Below are 25424 nucleotides of genomic sequence, written 5' to 3' on the forward strand. Positions count from 1 at the left end.
CCGCGGCCACGATATCTTGCCCCGAGACCGGGTCGGTCACGGCTTTCAGTGCGGCCAGAACCGCGTCACGATCCAATGCCACGTCAGTCTTGTCCCTTGATCTTGCCGGTCACCACATGCTCGAAATCGAGCCCGTCAATCGTCAAAACCACCTTGGCATCAAAGGTCTTGCCGCTGGTGTCAGCGTTGCGCATCGCCTCTTCGATGGCCTGCTGGGAGGTGACCCCAACCTGCTTGAGGAACTTGCGCATGGACATGTTGAAATCTTCGCTCATCAGTCTTCTCCCTTGGGCATCGGCTCGTTCTTTGCGAGTTGAAGCGTTGACGGGTGTAAGCCAGCGCCATTAGGCTTTCAAGCGAGGAGGCGCTGCTTAATGACCGCAATCGGAAAACACCTGTCTTTTTGGATGACTGTGCTCGCGCTTACGGCATTCGGGCTGACCGCTCCGGCGCAAGCGCAGGACAAGACCTTTACACTGACCGCGCCGGACGCACTGGTCGACTCCGGGCTGCTGAAATTCATCCTGCCGCGCTTTTCGCTCAAGACCCAGACGCGGATCACGCTGGCAGAACCCGGCGCCGCTGCCGACGCGCAGTTCGGCTCTATCGGTATGGTTGCGTTTCAGGGGTTAGACACCGTTTGGAAATTCGACCCGGGCGACGACCCAGACGCCCAGCGCTTTGCCGATTGGCTGCGCTCGGATGTCGGGCGCAACACGGTCGACAGCTACCAGGTCGATGGCGCACAGCTGTTCACCTCGCAAGTCGAGGTTAAGAAAGTTGTGGTGGAAATCACCTATGACGGTGACGCGCTTCGCGGCGAAGAGGCATCGCTTTCGCATTGCGGGCGCTGTCACGTGGTCAATGACAAGAACCGCATGAACTCTATTGGATCCACCCCGTCCTTTGCCGTTTTGCGCACGTTGCGCGATTGGGAGGACAGGTTTCAGGCCTTCTACGTGTTGAACCCACATCCGGCGTTCACTCAGATTACCGACGTAACCGAACCATTTGATGCCACCCGCCCTTCACCGATCGCAGCCGTCGAGATGACACTCGATGATCTGGAAAACATCATGGCGTTTGTGCAAGGTATCCCGCCAGCGGATCTGGGTCGCCCAGTGCAGTCGATGCAGGATTAACAAGGGCAAACGCGGTTACACGCGCTTACCAGAGCTGTTTCGAAACGGCTTTCTGTTCAATGATCCTTACGCTTCGAATACGGCGTTTCTTTAAGGTAATCATCCGTCGTGCGCGGAATACGCGGCTCGCCCAGCGCGAACGGATTGTTCTGCGAATGGTACTGCGCCTGAATTCGGCAATTGTCACACATCTGGATCATCTTGGCCGCGTCGCTGGTGGCGAACATCGAATGCTTGCCCACCAGCTTTTCGGTGATCTTTTCGATGGTCGACTTTACCCCGAACAAAGCGCCGCATTCGATACAGGCAAACGGCTCTTCCTCGTTCAACACCACTTGGCTGAACGCCGCATCGGTCAGGTTCATGCGCGGCTCAAGCGTGATCGCTGTCTCCGGGCAGATCGTGGCGCAAAGTCCGCATTGCAGGCAGGCGTCCTCTTGGAACAGCAGTTGCGGCAGGTCCGGGTTGTCGCCGAGTGCGCCCGACGGGCAAAGCGAAACGCAGCTCAGGCACAACGTACAAGAATCTTGGTTGACCAGAACTGCGCCATAAGGGGCGCTTTCGGGCAACGGCAAAATCTCGGCTTCGGGGTTCATCGCTTGCGCCGACACACGTGCAACCTGACGGCGGGTGCCGATGGGCAGGCTCGGAGTGGCCACCGTATCCGACACCACCCCGCCGTAAAGGTGATCGCTCAACGCGTCGGGATCAACGAGGTCGAGCACCTGAACCCGGCCACCACCAGACAGCGCATTTGCCAGCGCGGCCTCATGTTCTGGCGTATCGCGTTCGGTGCGCGGGGCGAGCAAAACATCCACCGACGCAAAGCCACAGCTGAGGGCCGCCATCATCTCGGCATGACCAAAGGCGGCAAGACTGTCCATCGCGAACGGGATCACATCCGCAGGCAGACCTCGGCCAAAACGCGCAGCAAGGCTGATCATCTCAGCCCCATGATCCGCATCATGCACCAAGAGCCGGGGCGCTTTGCCGCCAGCCTTGCGATAAGTTGACGACAGCGCGTCCAAACGCCGGAACACTGCGGACACCGGCGGCGCGTCATATGCGATGGCACCCGACGGGCAAAGCGCCGCACAGGCACCGCAGCCCGCGCAGATCATCGGATCGATTGCGACGTGATCGCCCGCAGACGTGATCGCGCCCGTTGGGCAGATGTTGAGGCATTTGGAACAGCCTGTTTGTTCGGCGCGGCTGTGGGCGCACAAAGCAGGTTCCAAAGCGATATAAAGCGGCTTTTCAAAGGTGCCGACCATCTGCGCCGCCTCGGCCAGAACAGCCGCAACCGCCACCGGCTGGCGCGGATCAGCGCGCAGATACCCTTCACGCTTGTGCGGCGCGGGCACCATGGCAGGTTCGCTCGTCAGATCGACAACAATATCACATTCAGACATCGCCCCGTCTTTGGGATCACTGAAGGTGAACGCGCCACGGCCACCCGGCAGCAATTGGGAAAACCCGTTGATCTTGACTTCGAATTGCCCCAGCGCGCCACCGAGGGTGCGCACATGCCCCCGGACCACATCGAAACGCCGATCCAGCGGCACATCAGAAATGTCAGTCTGCAACACCGTCACGGCGAGCGTATCGCAAAGCTGTGCAGCTGCTGAGAACACCGCATCGCCCGCGCCGATGATCAAACAGGTGCCTTCACTGACAACATCGACCACCTTTGGCACCGGTAACCGCAACGCCGCCTCTGCTGCAAGGGCAGCTTGCTTTGGTCCAGCAGACGCGCCCTGATCGCTCCAGCCCGCACGATCACGGATGTCGACAAAGACGGGGGTATCGACGCCTAACTCCTCGGCCAGCATCTCGAAAAACGCGCTTTCCTGTGCGCAGGCGATCATCACATCGCCGTCTTCCATCGCCTTGGCCGCAGACTCGGCCTGCGTGCCACACAGGTTCGTGTAGACCTTGGTCGGATCAAGCGACGTGACATCGTCAATCCGTGCTGCATCAACATTTTGACTGCCAAGACAGTCACATAGAAGTAGTTTGGTTCCCATCTCGGCCCTTTCGCGGCACGTGCCTGCGTGGTCTCTTGTCGCTGGTTTGATATTTGGACTTACCCAAGGGCTATGCTACGCAGATGTCAACCGCGCCCGTGAGGCCGGACTGGGGAGGACACGCGTTTGACCAAGACCGATAACCGTTCAATAGAGATGCCCGTGGGCGTTGTCATCCAACGCAAACCGGGTGTGACCCGATGGCAGAAATGGGCCTATACCCCCACCGCATTGACGCCGGGCGCCGCACCTGCGCATTGGAAACTGCTGCGCGAGGATGGTGACGTAACCGAATTCCATGTCGGCACTGCAACCCTGACCCTCTGGCGTACAGATGCAGAGGCATACCGCATTGGCCTCGCGGAGCAGGTGGTCTGCGCCTATGTCGTGCTCCAACCCGGCGAGGACGACTGGCCCTACAAGGTCAAGCTCATCACGGCCAATCCGCATGAGGCGATGCAATATGCCGATGGCGGAGACGATGTGGTGGAAAAGGTGCCAATGCCGCCTGCCCTTGTTGCGTGGGTTCAAGAATGGACCGACCTGCATTTCGTCGAGGAACCCTTCGTCAAACGCAAGCGCAAGCGGTATCTCGAGGACAAGGTCGAAGATGGCAAAGGCGATCCGCGTATCGCGCAGGTGAGCGATGTCTACCGCGCACCATCGAGCACGCGAAAGGCCCGCCCGTCATGAGCCGGGGATCAGATTTCTGGTCCCGCCGCAAGGCGCGGGTCGAGGCCGAAGAAGCAGAAGAGGCCCGCAAGGTCGAGGCCGCAGAGGTCGAAGCGACGCAAGCCGAGCTTGAAGAAAAAACCGATGCTGAAATTCTCGAAGAGTTTGGCCTTCCCGATCCCGACAGTCTTGAACCCGGTCAGGACATCGCAGGTTTCATGAACAAGGCTGTGCCCGAACGGCTGCGCCGCCGCGCGATGCGGCAGCTGTGGCGGCTCAATCCAGTGCTCGCAAATCTTGACGGGCTAAACGATTACGATGGCGATTTCACCAATGCTGCAACTGATGCGCCGGGCGTAAAAACTGCGTACCAGGTCGGCAAGGGAATGCTACGCCATGTACAGGCGCTCGAAGAACAAGAGCGCGCCAAAATCGCGGCGCAAAGCGGCGAACACATTGATGCCCCACAGAATCTGTCGGAAATCACTATGGCAGAGCCTGATCTGGATTCAGAGCCGGAAACCACGGCAATTACGGAAAATATGCAAGATAATGCAATTTCCGCACCTGCATCTACGACCATGGTAGGGGTCAATCCGGACGGCGATGAATATGCCGACGGCACACCATTGGATACAGTGGAAACGGAACCTATGCGTCCTCGCCGGATGCGATTCAAAATTGAAAGTGAGACGGGATGACAATGAGCGCGGCTCAGCCCTCGCCATCGGTGTCAGACGAAGATCGCCTTAGGGCGGATCTTTATAACTTCCTTGGCCTGATCCTGTCAGCGCCGCCCGATGAACTCTTGTTGTCCCAAACCGCTGGTCTGACTGGCGACGAGACCGATCTTGGTCAGGCAATTACTCGCCTCGCCGACTGCGCCAAGACCACTACGCCCGAACAGGCCGAGCGCGAATTCAACAAGCTGTTCATTGGTCTGGGTCGCGGCGAACTGCTCCCCTATGCCAGCTTTTACCTGACAGGGTTTCTGCACGAAAAACCGTTGGCCGTTTTGCGCAGCGATCTGTCGGCGCGCCGCATCGAACGCGCGCCCAATGTTTACGAGCCAGAAGACAACATCGCCACGCTGATGGAAGTGATGGGCGGGTTGATTGTCGGACGCTTTTCCACGCCATCCACGCTTGAAGATCAAAAGACCTTCTTCAACAGGCACATTGCGCCATGGGCAGGACATTTTTATGCCGATCTGGAAACCGCAAAGACCGCGATGCTTTACAGCGCTGTCGGGTCGGTCGGGCAGGCATTCATGAAGATTGAGCGCGAAGCGTTCAGACTAACCCCGGCATAAGTCGGGATTGCACCTGACGGGCAACCGTCACCCAGCGGCCACCGTGTCGCACCAAACAGAAAGAAGGGAGGAACCTTCCATGACTGAGAAAACCGAGGCGTCCAAAAGCCGCCGTGATTTTCTGAAACTGGCAGGCACCGCAGCCCCCGCTGCAGTGGCGGCAGTCGCTGTGTCAGGCACCCAAGCCGAAGCAGCAGAAACGCCCAAGGCCGACGGTAAGATGCAAGACACCGCACACACCCGCGCCTATCTCGCCAGTACTCGGTTCTGAAACCTCGTACGTCACCTTCTCTGTCGCCCGACTCAACTGGGCTACAGATCGCAACCCCGCCGACGGCGCACAGCGCCAAAGGTAGCTTGAGAGGGATACCATGCTAAGAAAGAAAACCGGAGGGCTGACACGGCGCGCTGCGCGGACCGGCCTGATCTCGGAAGTCGCCAATAAATCTGTCGACAGACGTTCGTTCCTGCGCGGATCAGGCCTGGCCATCGGTGGTCTTGCCGCGATCAGCGCCACAGGTGGTGCTGTCACGCAAGCCAGCGCACAATCCGCCGTCAACGGCGCGGTTGAGACCGTTAAATCCGTCTGCACACACTGCTCGGTCGGCTGTACCGTTGTTGCAGAAGTCAGCAACGGCGTCTGGATCGGGCAAGAGCCCGGCTGGGACAGCCCGTTCAACCTTGGCGCCCACTGCGCCAAAGGTGCTGCCGTCCGCGAGCACGCCCATGGCGAACGCCGCCTCAAGTACCCGATGAAGAAAGAGGGTGGAGAGTGGAAGCGCATCTCGTGGGAGCAGGCGATCAACGAGATCGGTGACAAGATGCTTGAGGTCCGCGACGAAAGCGGCCCTGACTCGGTCTACTGGCTCGGTTCCGCCAAGCACAACAACGAACAAGCCTACCTGATGCGCAAGTTCGCCGCCTATTGGGGCACGAACAACATCGACCACCAGGCGCGTATCTGCCACTCAACCACTGTGGCCGGTGTGGCGAACACATGGGGCTACGGCGCCATGACCAACAGCTACAACGACATCCATAAGTCGCGTGCGATCTTCCTGATCGGCGGCAACCCTGCCGAAGCGCACCCGGTGTCCCTGCTGCACATCCTCAAGGCAAAAGAGCAGAACAACGCTCCGGTTATTGTCTGCGACCCGCGTTTCACACGCACAGCCGCGCACGCTGACGAATATGTCCGCTTCCGTCCGGGTTCAGACGTGGCGCTGGTCTGGGGCATCCTCTGGCACATCTTCGAAAACGGCTGGGAGGACAAAGAGTTCATTCGCACCCGTGTCTGGGGTATGGACCAGATCAAGGAAGAAGTCGCCAAGTGGAACCCCGAAGAGGTCGAGCGCGTCACCGGTGCCCCCGGTTCGCAGCTTGAGCGCGTCGCGCGGACACTGGCCAACAACCGTCCCGGCACCGTGATCTGGTGCATGGGTGGCACGCAGCACACCAACGGCAACAACAACACCCGCGCCTATTGTGTGCTTCAGCTTGCTTTGGGCAACATGGGTCAGGCCGGTGGTGGCACCAACATCTTCCGTGGCCACGACAACGTGCAGGGCGCAACCGACCTTGGCGTTCTGGCTGACACCCTGCCCGGCTATTATGGCCTGTCCGCAGGTTCGTGGGCCCACTGGGCGCGCGTCTGGGAAGAAGACCTGGATTGGCTCAAGGGTCAGTTCTCGCAGGAAACTGTTGGCGATACGCCGATGATGAACCTGACGGGTATCCCGGTGTCGCGCTGGATCGACGGTGTTCTGGAAGACAAGGAAAACCTTGACCAGCCGGACAACACCCGTGTGATGGTTCTGTGGGGCCACGCGCCCAACTCGCAGACCCGTCTGCCAGAAATGAAGACCGCGATGGAAAAGCTCGACACGCTGGTCGTGATCGATCCGTTCCCGACTGTGTCTGCTGTTTTGCATGATCGCACCGATGGCGTGTACCTGCTGCCGGCAACGACGCAGTTCGAAACACGTGGCTCTGTCACCGCTTCGAACCGATCGATCCAGTGGCGCGATCAGGTCATGGCACCGATGTTCGAATCGAAGACAGACCACGAGATCATGGGTCTGTTTGCGCAGAAGTTCGGCTTCCACGACAAGATCTTCCGCAACATCGCGATCGAAGACGATGGCGTGACGCCGAACGTCGAAGACATCACCCGCGAATTCAACCGCGGCATGTGGACCATCGGCTATACCGGCCAGTCGCCAGAGCGGCTCAAGCTGCACATGGCGAACCAGCACACCTTTGATCGCACCACGCTTCAGGCCATTGGTGGCCCGGCAGATGGCGATTACTACGGGATGCCATGGCCTGCTTGGGGCACCCCCGAGATGAACCATCCCGGCACGCCGAACCTCTACGACATGTCGCTGCCGGTCTCCAAAGGTGGCCTGACCTTCCGCGCCCGTTTTGGTGTGGAAAAGGATGGCGACAACCTGTTGGCCGAGGGCGTGGCCTCTGCGAATTCGGAAATTCAGGATGGCTACCCTGAATTCACCATGCAGATGCTCATGGACCTTGGATGGGACGGCGATCTGACGGATGACGAACGCGCAGCGATCGACGCCGTAGCTGGTCCAAAGACCAACTGGAAAACCGACCTGTCAGGCGGCATCCAGCGGGTCGCGATCAAGCACGAATGTGCGCCCTTCGGCAACGCCAAGGCCCGTGCCGTGGTGTGGACTTTCCCGGATCCGGTGCCGAAACACCGCGAACCGCTCTATACCAACCGCTATGACCTCGTGGCCGACTACCCGACCTATGAGGACAAGAAGTTCTGGCGTGTGCCGACGATGTACAAGTCGATCCAGGCCAATGACTTCTCGGCGGATTACCCGATCATCCTCACGTCCGGCCGCCTGGTCGAATACGAAGGTGGCGGTGACGAGACACGGTCAAACCCGTGGCTGGCCGAACTGCAGCAGGACATGTTCATCGAAATCAACCCGCGTGACGCCAATGACCTTGGTGTGCGGGATGGTGCGCAGGTCTGGGTCGAAGGCCCCGAAGGCGGCAAGGTCAAGGTTATGGCCATGCTGACCGAACGGGTCGCACCGGGCGTGGCGTTCATGCCATTCCACTTTGGCGGTCACTATCAGGGCGAGGACCAGCGGTCCAAGTATCCTGAAGGCGCCGATCCATATGTCTTGGGTGAATCGACAAACACCGCGCAGACCTACGGGTATGACTCGGTGACCCAGATGCAGGAAACCAAAGCCACACTTTGTAAAATCATGGCAGCTTGAGGAGGACCTGAGACATGGCACGAGCTAAATTCCTTGTCGACGCCGAACGCTGCATTGAATGCAACGCCTGCGTCACAGCCTGTAAAAACGAGCACGAAGTTCCGTGGGGCATCAACCGCCGCAAGGTGGTGACCATCAATGATGGCAAGCCCGGCGAACGGTCGATCTCGGTGGCTTGCATGCATTGTTCGGACGCGCCCTGTATGGCCGTCTGTCCGGTGGATTGCTTCTACCAGAACGAAGAAGGCGTGGTCCTGCACTCCAAGGACCTCTGCATTGGCTGCGGCTACTGCTTCTACGCCTGCCCCTTCGGCGCACCGCAGTACCCGCAAGCGGGCAACTTCGGCAGCCGTGGCAAGATGGACAAGTGCACCTTCTGCGCCGGTGGCCCGGAAGAGAACCACTCCACAGCCGAGTTCGCAAAGTACGGCCGCAACCGGATCGACGAAGGCAAGCTGCCGATCTGCGCCGAGATGTGCGCAACCAAGGCATTGCTGGCGGGCGATGGCGACATCGTTGCCTCGATCTACCGCGAGCGTGTTGTGGCCCGTGGTTTCGGGTCCGGCGCTTGGGGCTGGGGCACAGCCTACGACCAGAAAGACGGCTGATCCCAAACGGATCGGTTTGACGACACGAAAGGCCCCGGAGCACGCTCCGGGGCTTTTTCTTTTGGGGTTTATTACCTGCGCAACATCCTGTGGCCGGTTGGGTCAGCCCCGCCGGTTGGATGAAGTGATGGTCGGGCTATTGCCTGACCGTTAATTGTATCTCACAGAAGAAGCGGCGCCGCCCTTATGGGCCTGACGGTTCTCTCAAATCCGCGATTCAACGCGTGACCTGTACTCTGGGGATGCCAGAGCCTGTTCAGACCGGTCTCTCATGGTCAGCCTTCCGGCATATGAGAGGGTGTCAGTTCTGTGGTGTCGCGGCATGGGAGTGACCCTTCCCGCTCAAAGCGCTTTGTGGGCGGGTGTATGCGGGAGGGTTGGTTAACGGGTTCGAAATGGGGCGTGCGGTTGGGTGGCCCATACCAACCGTAGGGTGCGTGATTTCACGCAACAAAACGAGAGTTCGGATGCATAAAATGGTGCGTGAAATCACGCAACCTACACAACAAACGCCACACTCCTGCCACTTGCCCCTGTTAACGACATCCGCGAAACTTAGCGGAACGGGTAGAGCCAGACCCGGTAGTCGTCCACGAGGGATTGGGCATGTTCGATCTGATCAGGCGTCATTTTCTTGACCACTTCCTCGACCGAGATGGCGGCGTCGGGGTCGCCTCCGATGGTGCTGAGTTGATACCACAGGAACGCGCGGACGAGGTCGGGGGCGGGCAACCCGAGGCCGGTTTCATAGTACCAGCCGATGCCCGATTGCGCACCGGGGTGGCCTTTGAGCGACGCGCGCAGGTACCAGTCGAAGGCGCGGACGTAGTCCTGTTCGACACCCAGCCCCAACGCGTACATGACGCCGATCAGTTCCTCGGCCTCGGCATTGCCGGACCGCGCGGCGGGCCAGAGGGCATCGTACGCCTCCTCAAAGCGGCCTTCCTCCATCAGGTCACGCGCGTCTTCGATATCGGCAAAGGCGGGGGCCGCCATCAGGCAGCAGGCAAAAATCCAATGGGTCAGCTTCATCTTGGTCTGTTCTTCACTCTGTCTTTGGCTGCCCCGGCTGCACTGGCGCAACCGATCACAGCCGACGATTTCATCGCCTTTGATGCCGATCAGGCACGGCTGGGTCAGCTGTTGTTTTACGACAAGATTCTGAGCGGAAACAGGAATATCTCGTGCGGAACCTGCCACCATCATGATCTGGGCGGAAGTGACGGGTTGTCGCTGGGCATCGGTGAGGGCGGCACCGGTCTGGGGCCCGATAGAACGCCGGGTGACGGACCTGACCGCATTCACAAACGCATCCCGCGCAACGCGCCTGCCCTGTGGAACCTTGGGCACCGAGACGTGCGGGTGATGTTCCATGACGGGCGGCTGGAGGTCTCGGACATCTATGGTAACGGATTTGACAGCCCCGCAGAGGAGTGGTTGCCAAAGGGCCTGAATTCTCTGCTGGCGGCGCAAGCGCTGTTCCCCATGACAGCGCAGTTCGAAATGGCCGGGAACACCGGCGAAAACGAAGTGATTGGTGCTGTGACGGATCGCATTGATCTGGCCTGGCCGATCCTGGCCAAACGGGTTCGGACAATCCCCGCGTATGGTGCGATGTTCGTGCGCGCGTTCGATCATATCGACCGGCCCCAGGATGTGACGATTGTCGAGATTGGCAACGCGTTGGCCGCATTTATCGGCACCGAATGGGCCAATTATGACAGCCCCTACGATGCGTTTCTGACCGATGGCACCCCCCTGCCCGCCGCTGCCGAACGCGGACGACAGTTGTTCTTTGGTGCAGCGCGCTGTGCGCAATGCCACAACGGCCCGTTGCTGAGCGATCAGGACTTTCACGCAATGGCTTTGCCGCCGTTTGGCCCCGGCCGCACGCGCGTATGGGATCCTATGCCGCGCGATGTCGGGCGCATGGGTGCGACGGATGATCTGGAAGATGCTTACCGCTTTCGCACACCGCCTTTGCGCAATGTCGCGCTGACTGCGCCTTACGGACATAACGGGGCTTATGACAGCCTGCGCGACATGGTGCGACACATGGCCGATCCAGTGACCATGCGCGCCCAATGGGTACCGGAAAAGGCGGCATTGCCACAGGTGCCGTGGTTGCAAGAAGTCGACTTTGTGATTCAGTCGGACCGTCTGGAAATGGCGCGCCACGCGGCGACGCTAGATGTGCGCCCGGTGTCGTTGAGCGACGATCAGGTGGACGACATCGTGGCGTTTCTGGACAGCTTGACTGGGGTGACTGCGCTAGAAAGGCCATTGGGGCGACCAGAGAGTGTGCCAAGCGGATTACCCGTCGATTGAGACACAAAACGCGCGAGCCTGCTTTGTTAAATCCTGTGATGGATTTACCCCGGTTACGAGGCCTTTAGAAATTCCCGAATGACCGGCTGATTGGCCGGCTTTTTGGAAAGGCTGCGCAACAGGTCCGCAAGTTTCGGCTCGCTCACCCGTTTGGCGGCCCCCTTGGCAGAGAACCATTTGCGTTTGCGCTGGTCGCGCTCTTTCCAATTGCGTTTGAGTTTTTCAACAACCATCGGATAAACATCGACCTCGCATTTGAGCGCGGTTCCGTCATCCAGTTTTTTCTTGTAGGTATATGCGCCGATCACTTCCTGACCGATGTAACCAAGTGCGCCCGCTTCTTCCAGGGCTTCAATCTCGGCCGCAGTCCAGGGTTTTTTCCCGTTCATGGTCCAACCCTTTGGCATGATCCACCGTCCCGTATCGCGGGACGTGACCATTAGCACCTGGAACGTACCATCCTTTTTCCACCGCATCGGGAGAGCGGCGATCTGTTTGCCAGTTTTTGCCATGTCGCTTCGCAATTTATTGTTTTTATTACTGCTATACACACAAGATATGTCAAAAATGTAAATTTGGCAAATTCGGGAAACCTATGAGCCTATAGCTCAAAGCCCGGACAGACGTTTCAGGTGGGTCAAAACATCGTCGACCCCCTGATCGTGCCGGATGGCCGCAAAGACGAATGGCCGTCCCTCGCGCATGCGGGTGGCGTCGCGATCCATCACCTCGAGCGATGCCCCGACATGGGGGGCGAGGTCGGTTTTGTTGATCACCAGAATGTCCGACCGCGTCAGTGCAGGGCCACCCTTGCGGGGGATTTCCTCGCCGGCGGCCACATCGATTACATACAGCGTCACGTCTGCCAATTCCGGGCTGAACGTGGCGGACAAGTTGTCGCCACCGGATTCAATCAGCACCACTTCGACCTCGGGGTGGCGTTTGACCATCTCGGCCACGGCAGCAAGGTTGATTGATGCATCTTCACGGATCGCGGTGTGAGGGCAGCCGCCAGTTTCCACCCCGATCACCCGATCTTGTGGCAGGATCTGCATGCGCATCAGCGCTTCCGCGTCTTCCTGCGTATAGATATCATTTGTGATCACACCGACCGAATGGGTGTCTTTCAACCGCCGCGCAAGTGCCGCAGTGAGCGAGGTTTTTCCTGCACCGACAGGGCCACCGATGCCGACACGAAGGGGTCCGTTGCGGGTGGTCATGTGCGGAAAATCCTTGGGCTGAGAGTTTCGTGACGCATCGCTGCGATATCGGCAGCAAAGCTTTGGCTGGTCAGATCGTCAAGCGTTTGGTGTTCAGCCTGCGCTGCGATCTCAGAACAAAGCGGAGCAAGGGCTGCCACGATGCGCTGTGCCTCGGTCTGGCCCAGCGCCATCAGGCGCTGGCACGCGGCGACAACGGCACTCACCCAAGCATGCAGGTACATTTGCACAGCAACGGTCAGGGGCAGGTCCAGATGTTTGATCCCAACGCCCAGCGCCACCGGATAGGTCAGGTGCGCGGCATCAATTCCCCAATTTGCGCGCAGCTGATCACAGAACGCGATGCCTTGCGCGTCAATCTCAAGCAGGCGTTCGCGGCTGGGGCTGAAGGCGCGGGCCGTCTGGTCAACGTCTTGCGGATCAGAGCCAGTGGCTGCCGCGCGGATCAGCAGCGCATCTGTCAGGCCATTTCCGTCGCGCAACATGTCCGAAAGCCACTCTTCCAATGTTGCAGGTGTCACGACCTTGTCGGCAATTGCCTGTTCCAACCCGCTGGAATAGGCAAAGGCCCCGATGGGAAATCCCGGTGACAGCCATTGCGCAAGCGTCAGGATCGGGTCAGTGGGCGTGAGAATGGGTCCGTCCATGACCGTAAGCTCCTCCCTCTGGGGTGAAAGGTTCAACGCGTTCCGTCACAGTCGCGCCCAGCTTGCCAAGCATATCGCGGATCACATGATCGGGCTGGATCAGCAGGCGCGTGGCCTCGACCTGACAGGGCGTGTGGCGGTTTCCGATATGCCACGCGAGGCGGACAAGATTTTCGCCGGTGATTTCGAGCAGGGGTTCCGGCGCAGCGGTTACTTCGATCTCGCGTCCATCTTCGAGCCTGATCGCACCGCCGTGGTCAAGCGAAGTGGTCTGTTCAAGATCCAGCAGGAACTCAAGGCCACTGTCAGTGGTAAGCACACGGCGACGAAGGAACCGCGCCTCATAGCTTAGGGAAATCCGCTCAGCCGGCGTCCCGTGGGTGTGTGGGTGATATGTAGAGGCAGTAAGCATAATGCACTTTCAGTACAGCGATGTTGCGCGATCAACCTAGTGGGTGCGTGACGCGCCCACATTGGCGCAGTCGGTCGCGTCACGTCGCTTGGCAACATGTGGTTACAATGACGTCCGGGATCAAAACAGGAAATACCGCTGCGCCATCGGCAAAACCTCTGCGGGTTCGCACACCAGCAATTCACCGTCGGCACGGACCTCGTAGGTTTCAGGATTCACCTCGACCTTGGGGGTTGCGGTGTTCAGCTTGAGATCAGACTTGCCAATGCCACGCGTGTTTTGAACTGCCAGCGTTTTCTTGGCGATGCCCAGCTTTTCGCCGATGCCGTCGGCCTGTGCCGCCTCGGATACAAAGACCACGGCGGAGTTTTCAACGCTGCGCCCGTAAGCGCCGAACATCGGCCGCGAATAGACCGGTTGCGGTGTCGGGATCGACGCGTTTGGATCGCCCATCTGAGCGCAGACGATTGTACCGCCCAGAAGCACCATCTCGGGCTTCACGCCAAAGAATGCAGGCGACCAGAGGCACAGGTCGGCGCGTTTGCCTTCTTCGATGCTACCGATATGGGAGCTGATGCCATGGGCAATGGCCGGGTTGATCGTATACTTCGCGATGTAGCGGCGCACGCGCATGTTGTCGTTGTCGCCAGTTTCTTCGGCCAACGCACCGCGTTGCTTCTTCATCTTGTCGGCGGTCTGCCAGGTGCGGATGATCACCTCGCCCACGCGGCCCATCGCCTGGCTGTCAGACGCTATGATCGAAAACGCACCCATGTCATGCAGGATGTCTTCGGCAGCAATCGTCTCGCGCCGAATGCGGCTTTCGGCAAAGGCGATGTCCTCAGGGATAGATTTGTCAAGGTGGTGACAGACCATGAGCATGTCCAGATGCTCTTCCAGCGTGTTCACCGTGAACGGCCGTGTCGGGTTGGTCGAGCTCGGGAGCACATGCTCTTCACCACATATCTTGATGATATCCGGCGCGTGCCCGCCGCCGGCCCCTTCGGTGTGGAAAGCGTGGATCGTGCGGCCCTTCATGGCCTTGACGGTGTGTTCGACAAACCCGGATTCATTGAGCGTGTCGGTGTGGATCATCACCTGTACATCCATCGCGTCGGCCACGGACAAACAGCAGTCGATGGCTCCGGGGGTGGTGCCCCAATCTTCGTGCAGCTTGAGCGCGCATGCGCCAGCTTTGACCTGCTCTTCCAAAGCAGCCGGCAGTGACGCGTTGCCCTTGCCCGCAAAGGCAAGGTTCATTGGGAACGCATCAGCGGATTGCAGCATACGGCCGATGTGCCATGGACCCGGCGTGCAGGTGGTCGCAAGTGTGCCATGCGCGGGGCCGGTGCCACCGCCCAGCATCGTGGTCAGGCCGGAATGCAACGCGTCGTCGATCTGTTGCGGGCAGATAAAGTGAATGTGGCTGTCAAAGCCGCCAGCAGTCAGGATGCGCCCCTCGCCCGCGATGGCCTCGGTTCCGGGGCCGACAATAATGTCGACACCGGGCTGAGTGTCCGGGTTGCCCGCCTTGCCAATCTTGTGGATGCGCCCATCGCGCAGACCAACATCGGCTTTGTAAATGCCGGTATAATCGACGATCAACGCATTGGTGATGACTGTGTCTACGGCCCCGTCGGCGCGGGTGGCTTGGGATTGCCCCATCCCGTCGCGGATTACCTTGCCGCCACCAAACTTGACCTCTTCGCCGTAGACCAGTGCATTGGCTCCGCTGCCGCCGGCAGTCGCCGCGCCGACCGCTTCAGCGGTTAGGTCACGTTCGACCTCGATGATCAGGTCGGTGTCGGCCAGACGCAGCTTGTCGCCCACGGTCGGCCCGAACATGGCGGCGTAATCGGCGCGTTTGATCTCTGCTGGCATATCAGGCCCTCTTTAGTCCACGTTTTGTCAGGCGCCGGTGATTGGCGCGTGTTTTCTGCCGGATCGGTTTGATCGCCAGTGCCGCAATCACATCCGGGCTTTCGCCAGCGAGGGCGGCGCGTGACGCGTCGGTTGTGCCTTTGACAAAGGCGAACACCTTTTCGTTCAGCATCCGCTTGTTTTCAGACTTGGGCACGGACCAGAGGCCCATTGCCCCCATCATACGCATCGTGATGACGCTTTGCGCTTCGGCCAGAACCCAACCAGCCTGCATTCCGGTGACCCAGTAATCCATCGGCGTAACGATCCGGGGCATCAAAGATCTCCCATGATCTGCTGATTGAATCCGACCACACGACGTGCACCGCCCAACGGGATCAGCTGCACCTCGCGGCGTTGCCCCGGTTCAAACCGCACGGCCGTGCCCGGCGCAATATCAAGCCGATGTCCGCGGGCCGCGTCGCGGTCAAATTCAAGCGCCGGATTGGTTTCAGCGAAATGGTAATGGCTGCCCACCTGCACCGGCCGGTCGCCAGTGTTGGCAACCATCAGCATTATTGCAGGCCGGTCCGGGTTGAGCGTCAACGAACCCTCGGCGGGAAACAACTCACCGGGGATCATTTGCGGGACCTCGACTTGGCAAAGGCCAAACCGCCCGCCACAACAAGCAGGCCAAGCCCGGACGCGAGGGTCAGCCAATGCGCGCCGTCATGGGGGTGCGTATGTTCGCCAGGATGCGCCAAGACCGGCGTTGCGGTCATGATCAGAGCAGGAACGATATATTTCACTTTGAACCTCATGGATCAGCGGATTGGGTTGTGAACGGTGACAAGCTTTGTACCGTCGGGAAACGTGGCTTCGACCTGAACCTCGTGGATCATTTCGGGCACACCCTCCATGCATTGGTCACGGGTGATAACCTGCGCGCCGGCCTGCATCATGTCAGCAACGCTACGCCCGTCGCGCGCGCCCTCGACCACGGCATCGGTGATCAGGGCAATCGCTTCGGGATGGTTCAGCTTAACGCCGCGTTCCAGCCGCTTGCGGGCGACCACAGCAGCCATGGCGACCAGCAGCTTGTCTTTTTCACGGGGGGTCAGGTTCATACTTCAAAGTCTCCAGGATCGCGGCAGGGCGTCACCACTCAGCCGATCAAGAACAGGGATCAGGGTGCGGCGCAGCTCGAACCCGTCGGAGGCAAGCGCTCGTAAAACAAGCACGCCATCCTGCACCAGCGACACACCCGCCGTTTCGGGTAGCAGCGCGCGGATGGGATCAAGATGCGCCTCGGCCTCGGGCGCGGCAAAGAGCACAAGTGCCATCGCCCGTGCGCCATTGCCCAGCGCAGGTTTGTCGAGGATGGCGGTGATATCGCCTTTTAACGTGCTGGCATCGCGGAAAACGGTGTCGCCGTCGCGTTCCAACGTCAGGCTGTCAGCAAAGCGTGCCTGCGTGACCGCTTCTCCCATCGCCAAGCGTCCAAACAGGACCGGTTCGACCACCAGCACACGAGCATCACCCGCCATCTTGATATTCAGAGACCGCCGGAGCGCACCGTTTTGGAACAGGATGGTTTCCTGCGGCAACCAATCAATCCGCCCACCGGCTTCGACCGTCACCATATTGCGCACGCGGGCGGTGGTGTCATCAGCGGTTCGGTACACCCGTTCGGCCGCTTGGGTCGTGAGCCGAAGCCGCGCCCCAGTTTGTGCAGTGGCCGCAATGGACAGCGTGTCGCCACCGGTCAGACCACCCGAAGTATTCAAAATCACCCCTTCGACGGCGTCGCGCGCTGGTGTCATCAGGATTTTGGCCGACCCGGTCTGGTGCAGATCGGCAAGCGCCGACACGCCATCTGCCCGCGCTTTGGCGGCGATGTGCAGCTTGCCATGGGACCGGGGCGGCAAGGTGGTGAGGGCAGTTAAGTGAGTCATTCTGCCAAGACGCTAACAATCCGCCGCGGCAGAGTTCCAACGCATTTCGTTGGCAAGCGTCAAAACGGGCATTGTGCCGGGCCAAAACAAGCGATCGCCAAACGAGAACGCACATTTAGTGCGCTTCTTTTTCGATTCCGCCCGTAAATTAATCACCACGTAAACACTCAAAACTACGCCGGAGCTTCGCATTCCGGCAGTTGGCGCAGCACCAGATCACGCGACGGGCGGACGCCTTGAGGCAAGTCTTGCAACACCTCATCCACCACTTCGGCGCTCAGTTCAGCCACCTCGCAGGAATAGTCCGCAAATGTGCCTTCTGGGTTATCCAGCTGCCAGTCATGGAAATCCTGAGCCTCAAACGCCACCGCAACGCCTGTTCCCACAACAGGGACTGCAACCAAAATACGCCGCAGCCGCGCCTTGGCCTTGGCTTTGGTCACTGCTTTGGCAAGTTCTTTGCGATGCCGGAGAGCCGCCGCTGACGCACTTGCCGTTGCGGTGGCGACCTGTGCCGACAGTGTGAAGGCTTGCACCCCCAAGGCCAGAGTGCTGACTGCCAAAGCGCCACACAACCACATCAGCACGACCGTGTTGCGCAACCACCTGAACACACGGACCACGCCGCTATCGAAGACTTTGCAACAAGGCTTGCGATGGCGTTCCTGTCGCGGGCATCCCCCGGCTGGCTTGATAGGCGCGAATGGCGCTTTCAGTGTTCGACCCAATCACGCCATCCGCACCTTGGGTGTCGAACCCCCGTGCGGTCAGCCGTTGTTGCAGCGTGATGCGATCTGCCTTGGTCAGCCCGTTTGCATCTGGCGGAAAGCTGGCACGCAATGGGCCTGCGCCACCGATCCGGTCAGCCAGATGGCCCACACCAATCGCATAGGCGTCAGAATTGTTATAGCGCTTGATCACCCGGAAATTGCTGGTTGTAGCAAAACGTGGCCCGCCCGGTTGCGGCTGAAGTGACCCTTGGGGCGACTCGCTCCCCCAGCTTTGGCCGCGCGTCCAGCCATTGCGCTGCAAATAGGCCGCCGCAGACGCAAGCGCATCGCTTGGGTCGTCCGACCAGATGTCGCGCCGCCCGTCGCCGGTGTAGTCTACGGCGAATTGCAAATACGAGGTCGGGATAAACTGCGTGTGACCCATGGCACCCGCCCAGCTACCAGTCATTTGCGACGCCGGTATATCGCCGTTCTGCAGGATTTTGAGCGCTGCAATCAATTGCTGTTCAAAGAACCGGCCGCGGCGCCCATCAAAGGCCAATGTCGACGTCGCCGAGATCACCGGCACCTGCCCGCGCCGTTCGCCGTAAAAACTCTCGAGCCCCCAAATTGCGGTGATGATCCGCGCATCAACGCCGTAACGATCCTGCAACGCATTGAGCGTCCCGCGATGCCGTGCAAAGGCCGCGCGGCCCTTTTGCACCCGCTCATCCGATGTAGCGATGGACAGATAGTCTTCTAGGCTGCGGCTGAACTCGGTCTGGTTTCGGTCACGCGTGACCACACCGGGCAAATACCCGGTGCCGCGAAACGCCGCTGCCAATGTGGTCTGCGAAATCCCTTGCGCAGACGCCCGGCCCCGCAAAGACGCGACCCAAGCGTCGTAAGCGCTGTTGGGCACAGGGCGCAGATCGGCGGGCAACCCCGTCGGTGCGTTTGTCGAGACACGGCTGGGTGCCGCGCCCGAACAGGCGGTCAGGCCAAAGCTCGCAAGCCCGAGCCCAAAAAGTCGTCGATTGATCTGCATCGGTCTGCTCACCTCTGGATGCGTTTTCTTTGCATTGTGCGGCCAAGTTGCTTTGCACACAATGGCGCAACGCAATTCGTTTGGATATCGGCGGATGCGCGCAAAACGGGCAATTGCCAGCGCGGGGATGCCAGATGCATCTCAGATCCCTTTTCTTTTGCATCAAACCCAGCCAGGCTATCGCAAAGAATTCAGGAGGGACCAATGGACGCCAGTTTCTCACGCCGTAAATTGCTGAGCCCGACGGAGTTGCGCAGCCTCACTGAACGCTCTGATCTGCAAGGCGCGCTTCAGATGGCCAGCCATGTCGGGGCTATTTTGTGTGTCGGGTATCTGCACGCCTTGGCAATGGGGACCGGCTGGGTCTGGGTCACGGGCTTTGCACTGGGTGTGCTGCTCAATTTTCTTTATGCCGCGCAACATGAACTCAGCCATGCGACCGTCTTTAAAACCCGCCGCCTGAACGAAATTTTCGGTCGGATTATCGGTTTTATCCAAGTGTTTCCGCGCGATTTCGACCAGATCATGCACTTTGCCCACCATCAGTACACCCAGGATTGGGAACGCGACGGCGAGTTGGTCCGCGAACCCTATACGCTGACGACCTACTTGCTTTGGCTGTCGGGGGTTACCTATTGGCGCAACCGGGTGTTCGGTGTGATCCGTCGCGCACGCGGCGTGATCGTTGAGCCGTTCATCCGCCCCGAGGAAGAGGCCAAGGTGATCCGCGAAAGCCGCATACACCTGGGGCTTTATGCAATGATCGCGCTGGTGTCGTTGATCACCGGCAGCTGGGCTGCGCTCACCTTTTGGCTGCTCCCGATGATCCTGACCAAGCCGGTGCACCAGCTGCAGAACACCATCGAACATCTGGGTCTCAGCCACGAAAATGACATTCTGGAGAACACCCGGTCGACCCGCACCAATGCGTTCTTTCGGTGGCTTTGCTGGCAAATGCCCTATCACACCGCGCATCACACGTTTCCCGCTGTTCCCTTTTGGAAGCTGCGTGAATTGAACGACAAAATCGAAGACAAAGCAGGTGAGGTCCACCGCATGGGTTGGATCGAGTTCCAGATTGAAGTGATCCGCAAACTGACCGCCAAGGATGAAAGCCAATACCCGATGAACGAAGTTTGGATCGTGCCCACTGCAGGTGGCCGTACACGCCGCGTGCCTGCCGAGTGAGGCGGCTTCAGGTCTACACGTCGCTCTGGGCGATGCAGCCGCATGACCAGACTGGTGTGAAACTACCCTATGATCAAGTCTGCGACATGGTCGCCGGGGCCGGGTTTGACGGGATGGCGATTGATCTGGGTGCGTCGGATGTCGCCGTCGCCCACGCGGTGCGCCCGCATATGGAGGCCACTGGCCTTACGCCACTGATCGTGGCGTTCCCGAAAACAATTGAAAGCCTTGAGGACACGCTGCACATGGCGGTGGATTTTGGCGCACCGTTTGTCGATGTGATCGGTCAGGTGATGCCGATTGCCTTGGATGACATGGTCCCGGTAATCGAGACATGGATGGCGATATCCAACCGCATCGGCATGCCGATCCAGTTTGAAACCCACCGCAACTGCATCACCAACGATCTTTATACGACGCTGCAATTGTTGGACCGCATCCCGGAGATGCGCATCTGTGCAGACCTGTCGCATTACGTGGTCGATCGGGAATTCTGGTTGCCCCTGTCGGATCACGACCTTGGGCTGATCAGCCGCGTTCTACAACAGTCAGACAGCTTTCAGGGGCGGGTGGCAAGCCGCCAGCAGATCCAGCTGCAACTGGATTTCCCACAGCACCAGAAATGGGTTGATCTGTTCAAGGGCTGGTGGCGCGAAGGGATGGCCGATTGGCGCGCGCGCAATGCGTCGGGTGATTGTATCTTCGTCTGCGAACTCGGCCCACCGGAATATGCCATGACTGGCCCCGACGAGCGCGAGATGTCGAACCGCTGGCGCGAAGCGCAATTGATCCAGCAATGGGTGCGCGAGATTTGGGATGATCTGGGCGGCGACACCTGAGCGCTGAACAAGTTTGACACGCCTGCTTTTCATGCCAAACTGCGCGCCACCGACATTTCAGGACATCCACATCCCATGACCACGCCTTGCATCATTTGCGTTGCCATCACCGGATCGCTGCCAACCAAAGCCGATAACCCCGCTGTGCCCACCAGGGTCTCGGAACAGATCGAAAGCACCCACGAGGCATTCGAGGCGGGTGCCACGATAATGCACGCCCATGTGCGCAACGACGATGAGACACCATCCTCAGACCCCGATCGCTTTGCACAGCTCAAAGAGGGTGTAGAAAAGCACTGCCCGGGGATGATCATACAGCTGTCCACGGGTGGGCGTTCGGGGGCTGGCAAGACACGAGGTGGAATGCTGCCCCTCCGGCCAGATATGGCCTCCCTATCGGTTGGATCGAACAATTTCCCGACCCGCGTTTACGAAAACCCACCTGATCTGGTGGCTTGGCTGGCGTCGGAAATGCGCAGCTATGACATCAAACCCGAGATTGAGGCGTTCGACTTGTCCCACATCTTTCGCGCAGCCGCGATGTTCAAATCAGGCGAGATTACGGACAGCCCCTATGTGCAGTTCGTCATGGGTGTGAAAAACGCGATGCCGGTCGACCGCGACGTGTTCGATTTCTACATTCACACGGTCAAGCGCTTGTTTGGCGACGACACGCCGTGGTGCGCTGCTGGGATCGGACCGAACCAGATCGTTCTAAATGAATGGGCGATTTCGTCCGGGGGCCATGCCCGCACCGGGCTGGAAGACAACATTCGTCTTGATCGCACCACCCTCGCCCCGTCAAATGCAGCCTTGGTCAAACGTGTCGTCGATATCTGTGAAAAGCATGACCGCCCCGTCGCGACCTGGCAACAAGCCCGTGAGATGCTAGGACTGCGCAAGGTTGCAGCTTAAACGTCCCTCAGCTTCTCTGGTTCAAAAATACCGCGGGGGAGTCCGCCATCGGCGGACGGGGGCAGAGCCCCCTGTTTCCGTTAACGGAAACACGTGATGCGTTAACGCATCATGCACTTGGCAAAAAAGAAACCCCCGCATCCTGTGATGCGGGGGTTCCAAATGTCTTACTAAATCGAAACGATCAGTCGTCGTCGCCGGTCTTGAGTGCGGCACCCAAGATGTCGCCGAGCGATGCACCAGAGTCGGACGAACCGTACTGCTGAACTGCTTCCTTCTCTTCCGCGATTTCCAGCGCCTTGATCGACAGACCCAGACGACGGGTCTTGCTGTCCACGTTGGTCACGCGCACATCGACCTTGTCACCGACATTGAAGCGCTCTGGGCGCTGGTCGGAACGGTCACGTGACAGGTCGGAGCGGCGGATGAAGGACTTCATGCCCTCGAATTCCACTTCGATCCCGCCTTCTTCGATGGCAGTAACCTGAACGGTGATCACGGAACCACGCTTGGTGCCACCAACGGCCTCGGCGAACTTGTCACCACCCAGCGCTTTGACGGAAAGCGAGATACGCTCTTTCTCGACATCCACTTCGGTGACAACGGCCTGAACCATGTCGCCCTTGCGGTAGTTCTGGATCGCGTCTTCGCCACGTTCGTCCCACGACAGGTCCGAAAGGTGAACCATGCCGTCGATGTCGCCGTCGAGGCCAACAAACAGACCGAATTCGGTGATGTTCTTGACTTCGCCTTCGACCTCGGTGCCCTCGGGGTGTGATTCTGCAAACACTTCCCACGGGTTGCGCATGGTCTGCTTGAGACCCAAGGAAACGCGGCGCTTGGCACCGTCGATTTCCAGAACCATGACTTCGACTTCTTGCGAGGTCGACACGATCTTGCCCGGATGAACGTTCTTCTTGGTCCAGGACATCTCAGACACGTGGACCAGACCTTCGACACCCGGCTCAAGTTCAACAAATGCGCCGTAGTCGGTGATATTGGTCACGCGGCCCATATGCACGGATTCCAGCGGATACTTGGCAGCAACCAGATCCCACGGATCTTCCTGCAGCTGCTTCATGCCGAGGCTGATGCGGTGGGTTTCTTTGTTGATCTTGATGACCTGAACCTTGACCGTCTCGCCAATCGCGAGGATTTCGGACGGGTGGTTCACACGGCGCCATGCCATGTCTGTCACGTGCAGCAAGCCGTCTACTCCACCAAGGTCCACGAACGCACCGTATTCGGTGATGTTCTTGACCACACCATCGACTGCCTGACCTTCGGTGAGGTTGCCGATGACTTCCGCGCGCTGTTCGGCGCGGCTCTCTTCGAGGATCGCACGGCGGGACACAACGATGTTGCCACGACGACGGTCCATCTTGAGAATCTGGAACGGCTGCTTAAGACCCATAAGCGGGCCAGCGTCGCGTACGGGGCGAACATCAACCTGCGAGCCGGGAAGGAACGCAACTGCGCCGCCGAGGTCGACAGTGAAGCCACCTTTGACACGGCCAAAGATCGCGCCTTCGACGCGGGCGTCGTCGGCATAAGCCTTCTCGAGACGATCCCATGCTTCTTCACGGCGCGCCATTTCGCGGGAGATGACCGCTTCGCCGCGCGCGTTTTCTGCAGAGCGCAGAAACACCTCGACTTCATCGCCGACAGACAGGTCGGGCGCTTCGCCGGGGTTTGCAAATTCTTTAAGATCAACGCGGCCTTCCATCTTGTAGCCTACGTCGATGATGGCTTGGCCCGCTTCAATTGCGATAACCTTGCCTTTGACAACGGACCCTTCGTCCGGTGTGTCCATTTCGAGGCTTTCGTTCAAAAGCGCTTCGAATTCTTCCATAGATGCGTTCATAGCCATGTGGCGTCAGTTTCCTTTACGTATCATTTATCTGGCCGCGCGGTTGTCTCCGCCGGTCTGGGGTTGGTGCCCGCACTTGTGGCGAACGGAATTGGTCAAGGCCTCCGCAAAACAAAGAGGGCCGGTGGTTGCCGACCCCTGCTCGATCTTCGTTCGCGGCATTGTTTGCCTTTTAGCGACGCGCGCCGATTAGCAGAGCAAGCGCCAACTGGCAAGGGCTCATGCGATTAGCAGGGCTGGATCGGCGCGGGGCTGCCAGCCAATCTGTGCGGAAATAAACTGCCCTGGAGGCCCGCACTAGTGGCGGTTGCGTTTGCTTTGCGAGACGCCCTGGCCGAAACACGGGCAACATAGCGGCGCTGCTTCTTGGCAGAGAGCAAAGGACGCACTGGTTCGCGGGAAAGTGCTATTGCCGCAGATGATCCTAGAACTTCGGGGGCCGCACGTCTGCTGACCTCTGCATTGAGTAGCGTCTCTGCACGCACCCCATTGGCCCGGATGAGTTCGTGGTTTCGGCAGAGGATGTGGTGGTAGGTTATCACCTGACCTTCGGGTTCAAGCGCTATGCCGGGCAGCCCGATCAGATGGTGCGCCGCAACAAGTGCGCCCGGAGAATCAAACATCCGCCGCGCCACCGGCGAGGTCATGTAGACGCGGTGTTGGCGAGAAAGCCGCAAAGGCGCAAAAGGCAGGCCTGCGCCCAATGCACCCGAAGCAATGTGCACGGGGGCAGTTCGGCTGGTTGCAACGACCGACCAATGATCGTTCCGGACAACTCGCTGAGGCCCCCGATCCTCAGTCAGGACAAGGTCGCCCGCCGATATGTCTTCGATCCGGCGGCGACCCGACGGCGTTTCTATCCAGGTGCCTTTGACAAAACAGACCACGGTCGATGTGCTGGATGCATTGGTAGTAATACTGACATAGCCATCCGCTACCATCGAAGAGATGGTCAGTTGGTTGATATTATATCCGTCAGGCAAACGAACGAAGGTCGCCCCGTTCTGCAACTGATAGACACTGAATGTCATAGGCTGGGGTGTGGTCGATCCCGCGGTGATCACCGTCCCTGAAAAACGCGCTTCACCATCAAGTCCACTGGTGATGGTTCCCGATCCCAGATTGTACGTGAAGGTATCCGGTGTGGCACCGAAATCATCGCTGTTCGTGGAACCTGAAGTGAAATTGTCCGACATCGCCACGCTGACAACCTGCATCGCAGTGGCCTGATAGGTGCCGTACATGGCGCCAGGCTGTTCATTTGTAGCATTGCTTTCGAACGTATCCATCGAAGGTCGGATGCCGATGTAGATAAGGTCAGCCAAAGGTGTTCTCCGAAGTCGCGCGACGTGATCGCTCCGTGCCCGAAGGTCTGGAGCGTAACGGCAAACGAAAGAACAGTTTTAGTTCG

Annotated in this window: 28 protein-coding genes; 11 read left to right on the plus strand and 17 right to left on the minus strand. The window is 59.3% G+C overall.

The genetic code is table 11. The features are described from left to right. Positions 1-83: 83 nt before the first annotated feature. Positions 84-275: a DUF6494 family protein gene (locus ACTG4M_RS08255; RefSeq protein WP_439123174.1), complete on the minus strand. Its 192-nt coding sequence runs from the start codon at positions 273-275 to the stop codon at positions 84-86. A gap of 99 nt (positions 276-374) precedes the next feature. Here ACTG4M_RS08255 and ACTG4M_RS08260 point away from each other — a divergent pair, with 99 nt between their 5' ends. Further along, positions 375-1142 (plus strand): hypothetical protein, encoded by a 768-nt coding sequence (locus ACTG4M_RS08260; protein ID WP_439123175.1) that lies wholly within the window; start codon positions 375-377, stop codon positions 1140-1142. 56 nt (positions 1143-1198) lie between these two features. On the opposite strand, the gene ACTG4M_RS08265 is transcribed toward ACTG4M_RS08260, so the two are convergent. Next, entirely contained in the window at positions 1199-3169 is a 1971-nt protein-coding gene (locus ACTG4M_RS08265) for a 4Fe-4S binding protein (RefSeq protein ID WP_439123176.1), read from the minus strand. Between the two features lie 126 nt (positions 3170-3295). Here ACTG4M_RS08265 and ACTG4M_RS08270 point away from each other — a divergent pair, with 126 nt between their 5' ends. The 6 genes from ACTG4M_RS08270 to fdh3B all read left to right on the plus strand — a co-directional run bounded on the left by ACTG4M_RS08270 (position 3296) and on the right by fdh3B (position 9021). Then, positions 3296-3862 carry a DUF3305 domain-containing protein gene (locus tag ACTG4M_RS08270; protein ID WP_439123177.1) on the plus strand — a complete coding sequence of 189 codons (567 nt, stop codon included), beginning with the start codon at positions 3296-3298 and terminating at the stop codon, positions 3860-3862. Next, positions 3859-4542, plus strand: a complete 684-nt coding sequence (locus ACTG4M_RS08275; protein WP_439123178.1) for a DUF3306 domain-containing protein — start codon at positions 3859-3861, stop codon at positions 4540-4542. Before ACTG4M_RS08270 ends, ACTG4M_RS08275 begins: the two co-directional genes overlap by 4 nt. After that, on the plus strand, positions 4539-5153 hold the full coding sequence (locus tag ACTG4M_RS08280) for a TorD/DmsD family molecular chaperone (protein ID WP_439123179.1): 615 nt from the start codon (positions 4539-4541) through the stop codon (positions 5151-5153). Before ACTG4M_RS08275 ends, ACTG4M_RS08280 begins: the two co-directional genes overlap by 4 nt. A 79-nt stretch (positions 5154-5232) precedes the next feature. After that, on the plus strand, positions 5233-5424 hold the full coding sequence (locus ACTG4M_RS08285; RefSeq protein WP_439123180.1) for a ubiquinol-cytochrome c reductase iron-sulfur subunit N-terminal domain-containing protein: 192 nt from the start codon (positions 5233-5235) through the stop codon (positions 5422-5424). A 100-nt stretch (positions 5425-5524) separates the two neighbouring features. Beyond that, entirely contained in the window at positions 5525-8413 is a 2889-nt protein-coding gene (locus ACTG4M_RS08290) for a formate dehydrogenase subunit alpha (protein ID WP_439123181.1), read from the plus strand. 14 nt (positions 8414-8427) lie between these two features. Further along, positions 8428-9021, plus strand: coding sequence for a formate dehydrogenase FDH3 subunit beta (gene fdh3B / locus ACTG4M_RS08295; protein WP_072776190.1), 594 nt, complete (start codon positions 8428-8430; stop codon positions 9019-9021). Positions 9022-9576: 555 nt separating this feature from the next. On the opposite strand, the gene ACTG4M_RS08300 is transcribed toward fdh3B, so the two are convergent. After that, a complete protein-coding gene (locus ACTG4M_RS08300; RefSeq protein ID WP_439123182.1) occupies positions 9577-10053 on the minus strand; it encodes a tetratricopeptide repeat protein in 477 nt (158 codons plus the stop codon). On the opposite strand from ACTG4M_RS08300, the gene ACTG4M_RS08305 reads away from it, so the two are divergent. Beyond that, on the plus strand, positions 10039-11349 hold the full coding sequence (locus ACTG4M_RS08305) for a cytochrome-c peroxidase (RefSeq protein ID WP_439123183.1): 1311 nt from the start codon (positions 10039-10041) through the stop codon (positions 11347-11349). The two genes, ACTG4M_RS08300 and ACTG4M_RS08305, sit on opposite strands and share 15 nt — an antisense overlap. A gap of 53 nt (positions 11350-11402) precedes the next feature. On the opposite strand, the gene ACTG4M_RS08310 is transcribed toward ACTG4M_RS08305, so the two are convergent. The 12 genes from ACTG4M_RS08310 to ACTG4M_RS08365 form a co-directional block, all read right to left on the minus strand. Next, positions 11403-11861, minus strand: a complete 459-nt coding sequence (locus ACTG4M_RS08310; RefSeq protein WP_439123184.1) for an NUDIX hydrolase — start codon at positions 11859-11861, stop codon at positions 11403-11405. Between the two features lie 96 nt (positions 11862-11957). Next, positions 11958-12569: an urease accessory protein UreG gene (gene ureG / locus ACTG4M_RS08315; RefSeq protein ID WP_439123185.1), complete on the minus strand. Its 612-nt coding sequence runs from the start codon at positions 12567-12569 to the stop codon at positions 11958-11960. Continuing rightward, on the minus strand, positions 12566-13216 hold the full coding sequence (locus ACTG4M_RS08320; RefSeq protein ID WP_439123186.1) for an urease accessory protein UreF: 651 nt from the start codon (positions 13214-13216) through the stop codon (positions 12566-12568). The genes ureG and ACTG4M_RS08320 overlap by 4 nt, the downstream gene beginning before the upstream one ends. Further along, positions 13188-13628 (minus strand): urease accessory protein UreE, encoded by a 441-nt coding sequence (locus ACTG4M_RS08325; protein ID WP_439123187.1) that lies wholly within the window; start codon positions 13626-13628, stop codon positions 13188-13190. Before ACTG4M_RS08325 ends, ACTG4M_RS08320 begins: the two co-directional genes overlap by 29 nt. Before the next feature lie 120 nt (positions 13629-13748). Continuing rightward, on the minus strand, positions 13749-15509 hold the full coding sequence (ureC, locus tag ACTG4M_RS08330; RefSeq protein ID WP_439123188.1) for an urease subunit alpha: 1761 nt from the start codon (positions 15507-15509) through the stop codon (positions 13749-13751). A gap of 1 nt (position 15510) precedes the next feature. Beyond that, entirely contained in the window at positions 15511-15825 is a 315-nt protein-coding gene (locus ACTG4M_RS08335; protein ID WP_439123189.1) for an antifreeze protein, read from the minus strand. Next, complete coding sequence (locus ACTG4M_RS08340; protein WP_439123190.1) at positions 15825-16130, minus strand: urease subunit beta; 306 nt, start codon at positions 16128-16130, stop codon at positions 15825-15827. The genes ACTG4M_RS08335 and ACTG4M_RS08340 overlap by 1 nt, the downstream gene beginning before the upstream one ends. Continuing rightward, a complete protein-coding gene (locus ACTG4M_RS08345) occupies positions 16127-16297 on the minus strand; it encodes a hypothetical protein (RefSeq protein ID WP_439123191.1) in 171 nt (56 codons plus the stop codon). Before ACTG4M_RS08345 ends, ACTG4M_RS08340 begins: the two co-directional genes overlap by 4 nt. A gap of 15 nt (positions 16298-16312) precedes the next feature. Next, a complete protein-coding gene (locus tag ACTG4M_RS08350) occupies positions 16313-16615 on the minus strand; it encodes an urease subunit gamma (RefSeq protein WP_439123192.1) in 303 nt (100 codons plus the stop codon). 3 nt (positions 16616-16618) lie between these two features. Beyond that, complete coding sequence (locus ACTG4M_RS08355) at positions 16619-17443, minus strand: urease accessory protein UreD (protein ID WP_439123193.1); 825 nt, start codon at positions 17441-17443, stop codon at positions 16619-16621. A 173-nt stretch (positions 17444-17616) separates the two neighbouring features. After that, a complete protein-coding gene (locus ACTG4M_RS08360; protein ID WP_439123194.1) occupies positions 17617-18006 on the minus strand; it encodes a hypothetical protein in 390 nt (129 codons plus the stop codon). Between the two features lie 64 nt (positions 18007-18070). Beyond that, positions 18071-19201: a lytic murein transglycosylase gene (locus ACTG4M_RS08365; protein WP_439123195.1), complete on the minus strand. Its 1131-nt coding sequence runs from the start codon at positions 19199-19201 to the stop codon at positions 18071-18073. A 204-nt stretch (positions 19202-19405) separates the two neighbouring features. Here ACTG4M_RS08365 and ACTG4M_RS08370 point away from each other — a divergent pair, with 204 nt between their 5' ends. The 3 genes from ACTG4M_RS08370 to ACTG4M_RS08380 all read left to right on the plus strand — a co-directional run bounded on the left by ACTG4M_RS08370 (position 19406) and on the right by ACTG4M_RS08380 (position 22143). Beyond that, the gene (locus tag ACTG4M_RS08370) at positions 19406-20389 is read left to right on the plus strand and encodes a fatty acid desaturase (RefSeq protein WP_439123196.1); all 984 of its coding nucleotides are present in this window, start codon (positions 19406-19408) and stop codon (positions 20387-20389) included. Further along, positions 20386-21228, plus strand: coding sequence for a sugar phosphate isomerase/epimerase family protein (locus ACTG4M_RS08375; RefSeq protein ID WP_439123197.1), 843 nt, complete (start codon positions 20386-20388; stop codon positions 21226-21228). Before ACTG4M_RS08370 ends, ACTG4M_RS08375 begins: the two co-directional genes overlap by 4 nt. Before the next feature lie 75 nt (positions 21229-21303). Further along, the gene (locus tag ACTG4M_RS08380; RefSeq protein WP_439123198.1) at positions 21304-22143 is read left to right on the plus strand and encodes a 3-keto-5-aminohexanoate cleavage protein; all 840 of its coding nucleotides are present in this window, start codon (positions 21304-21306) and stop codon (positions 22141-22143) included. Between the two features lie 184 nt (positions 22144-22327). Here ACTG4M_RS08380 and rpsA read toward each other — a convergent pair whose 3' ends face one another. Both rpsA and ACTG4M_RS08390 read right to left on the minus strand, forming a co-directional pair. Beyond that, positions 22328-24013, minus strand: a complete 1686-nt coding sequence (gene rpsA, locus ACTG4M_RS08385) for a 30S ribosomal protein S1 (RefSeq protein ID WP_439123199.1) — start codon at positions 24011-24013, stop codon at positions 22328-22330. 227 nt (positions 24014-24240) lie between these two features. Further along, entirely contained in the window at positions 24241-25338 is a 1098-nt protein-coding gene (locus ACTG4M_RS08390) for a Hint domain-containing protein (protein ID WP_439123200.1), read from the minus strand. Between the last annotated feature and the right edge of the window lie 86 nt (positions 25339-25424).

It is taken from the genome of Marivita sp. (assembly GCF_965656765.1).
GTDB lineage: Bacteria > Pseudomonadota > Alphaproteobacteria > Rhodobacterales > Rhodobacteraceae > Marivita.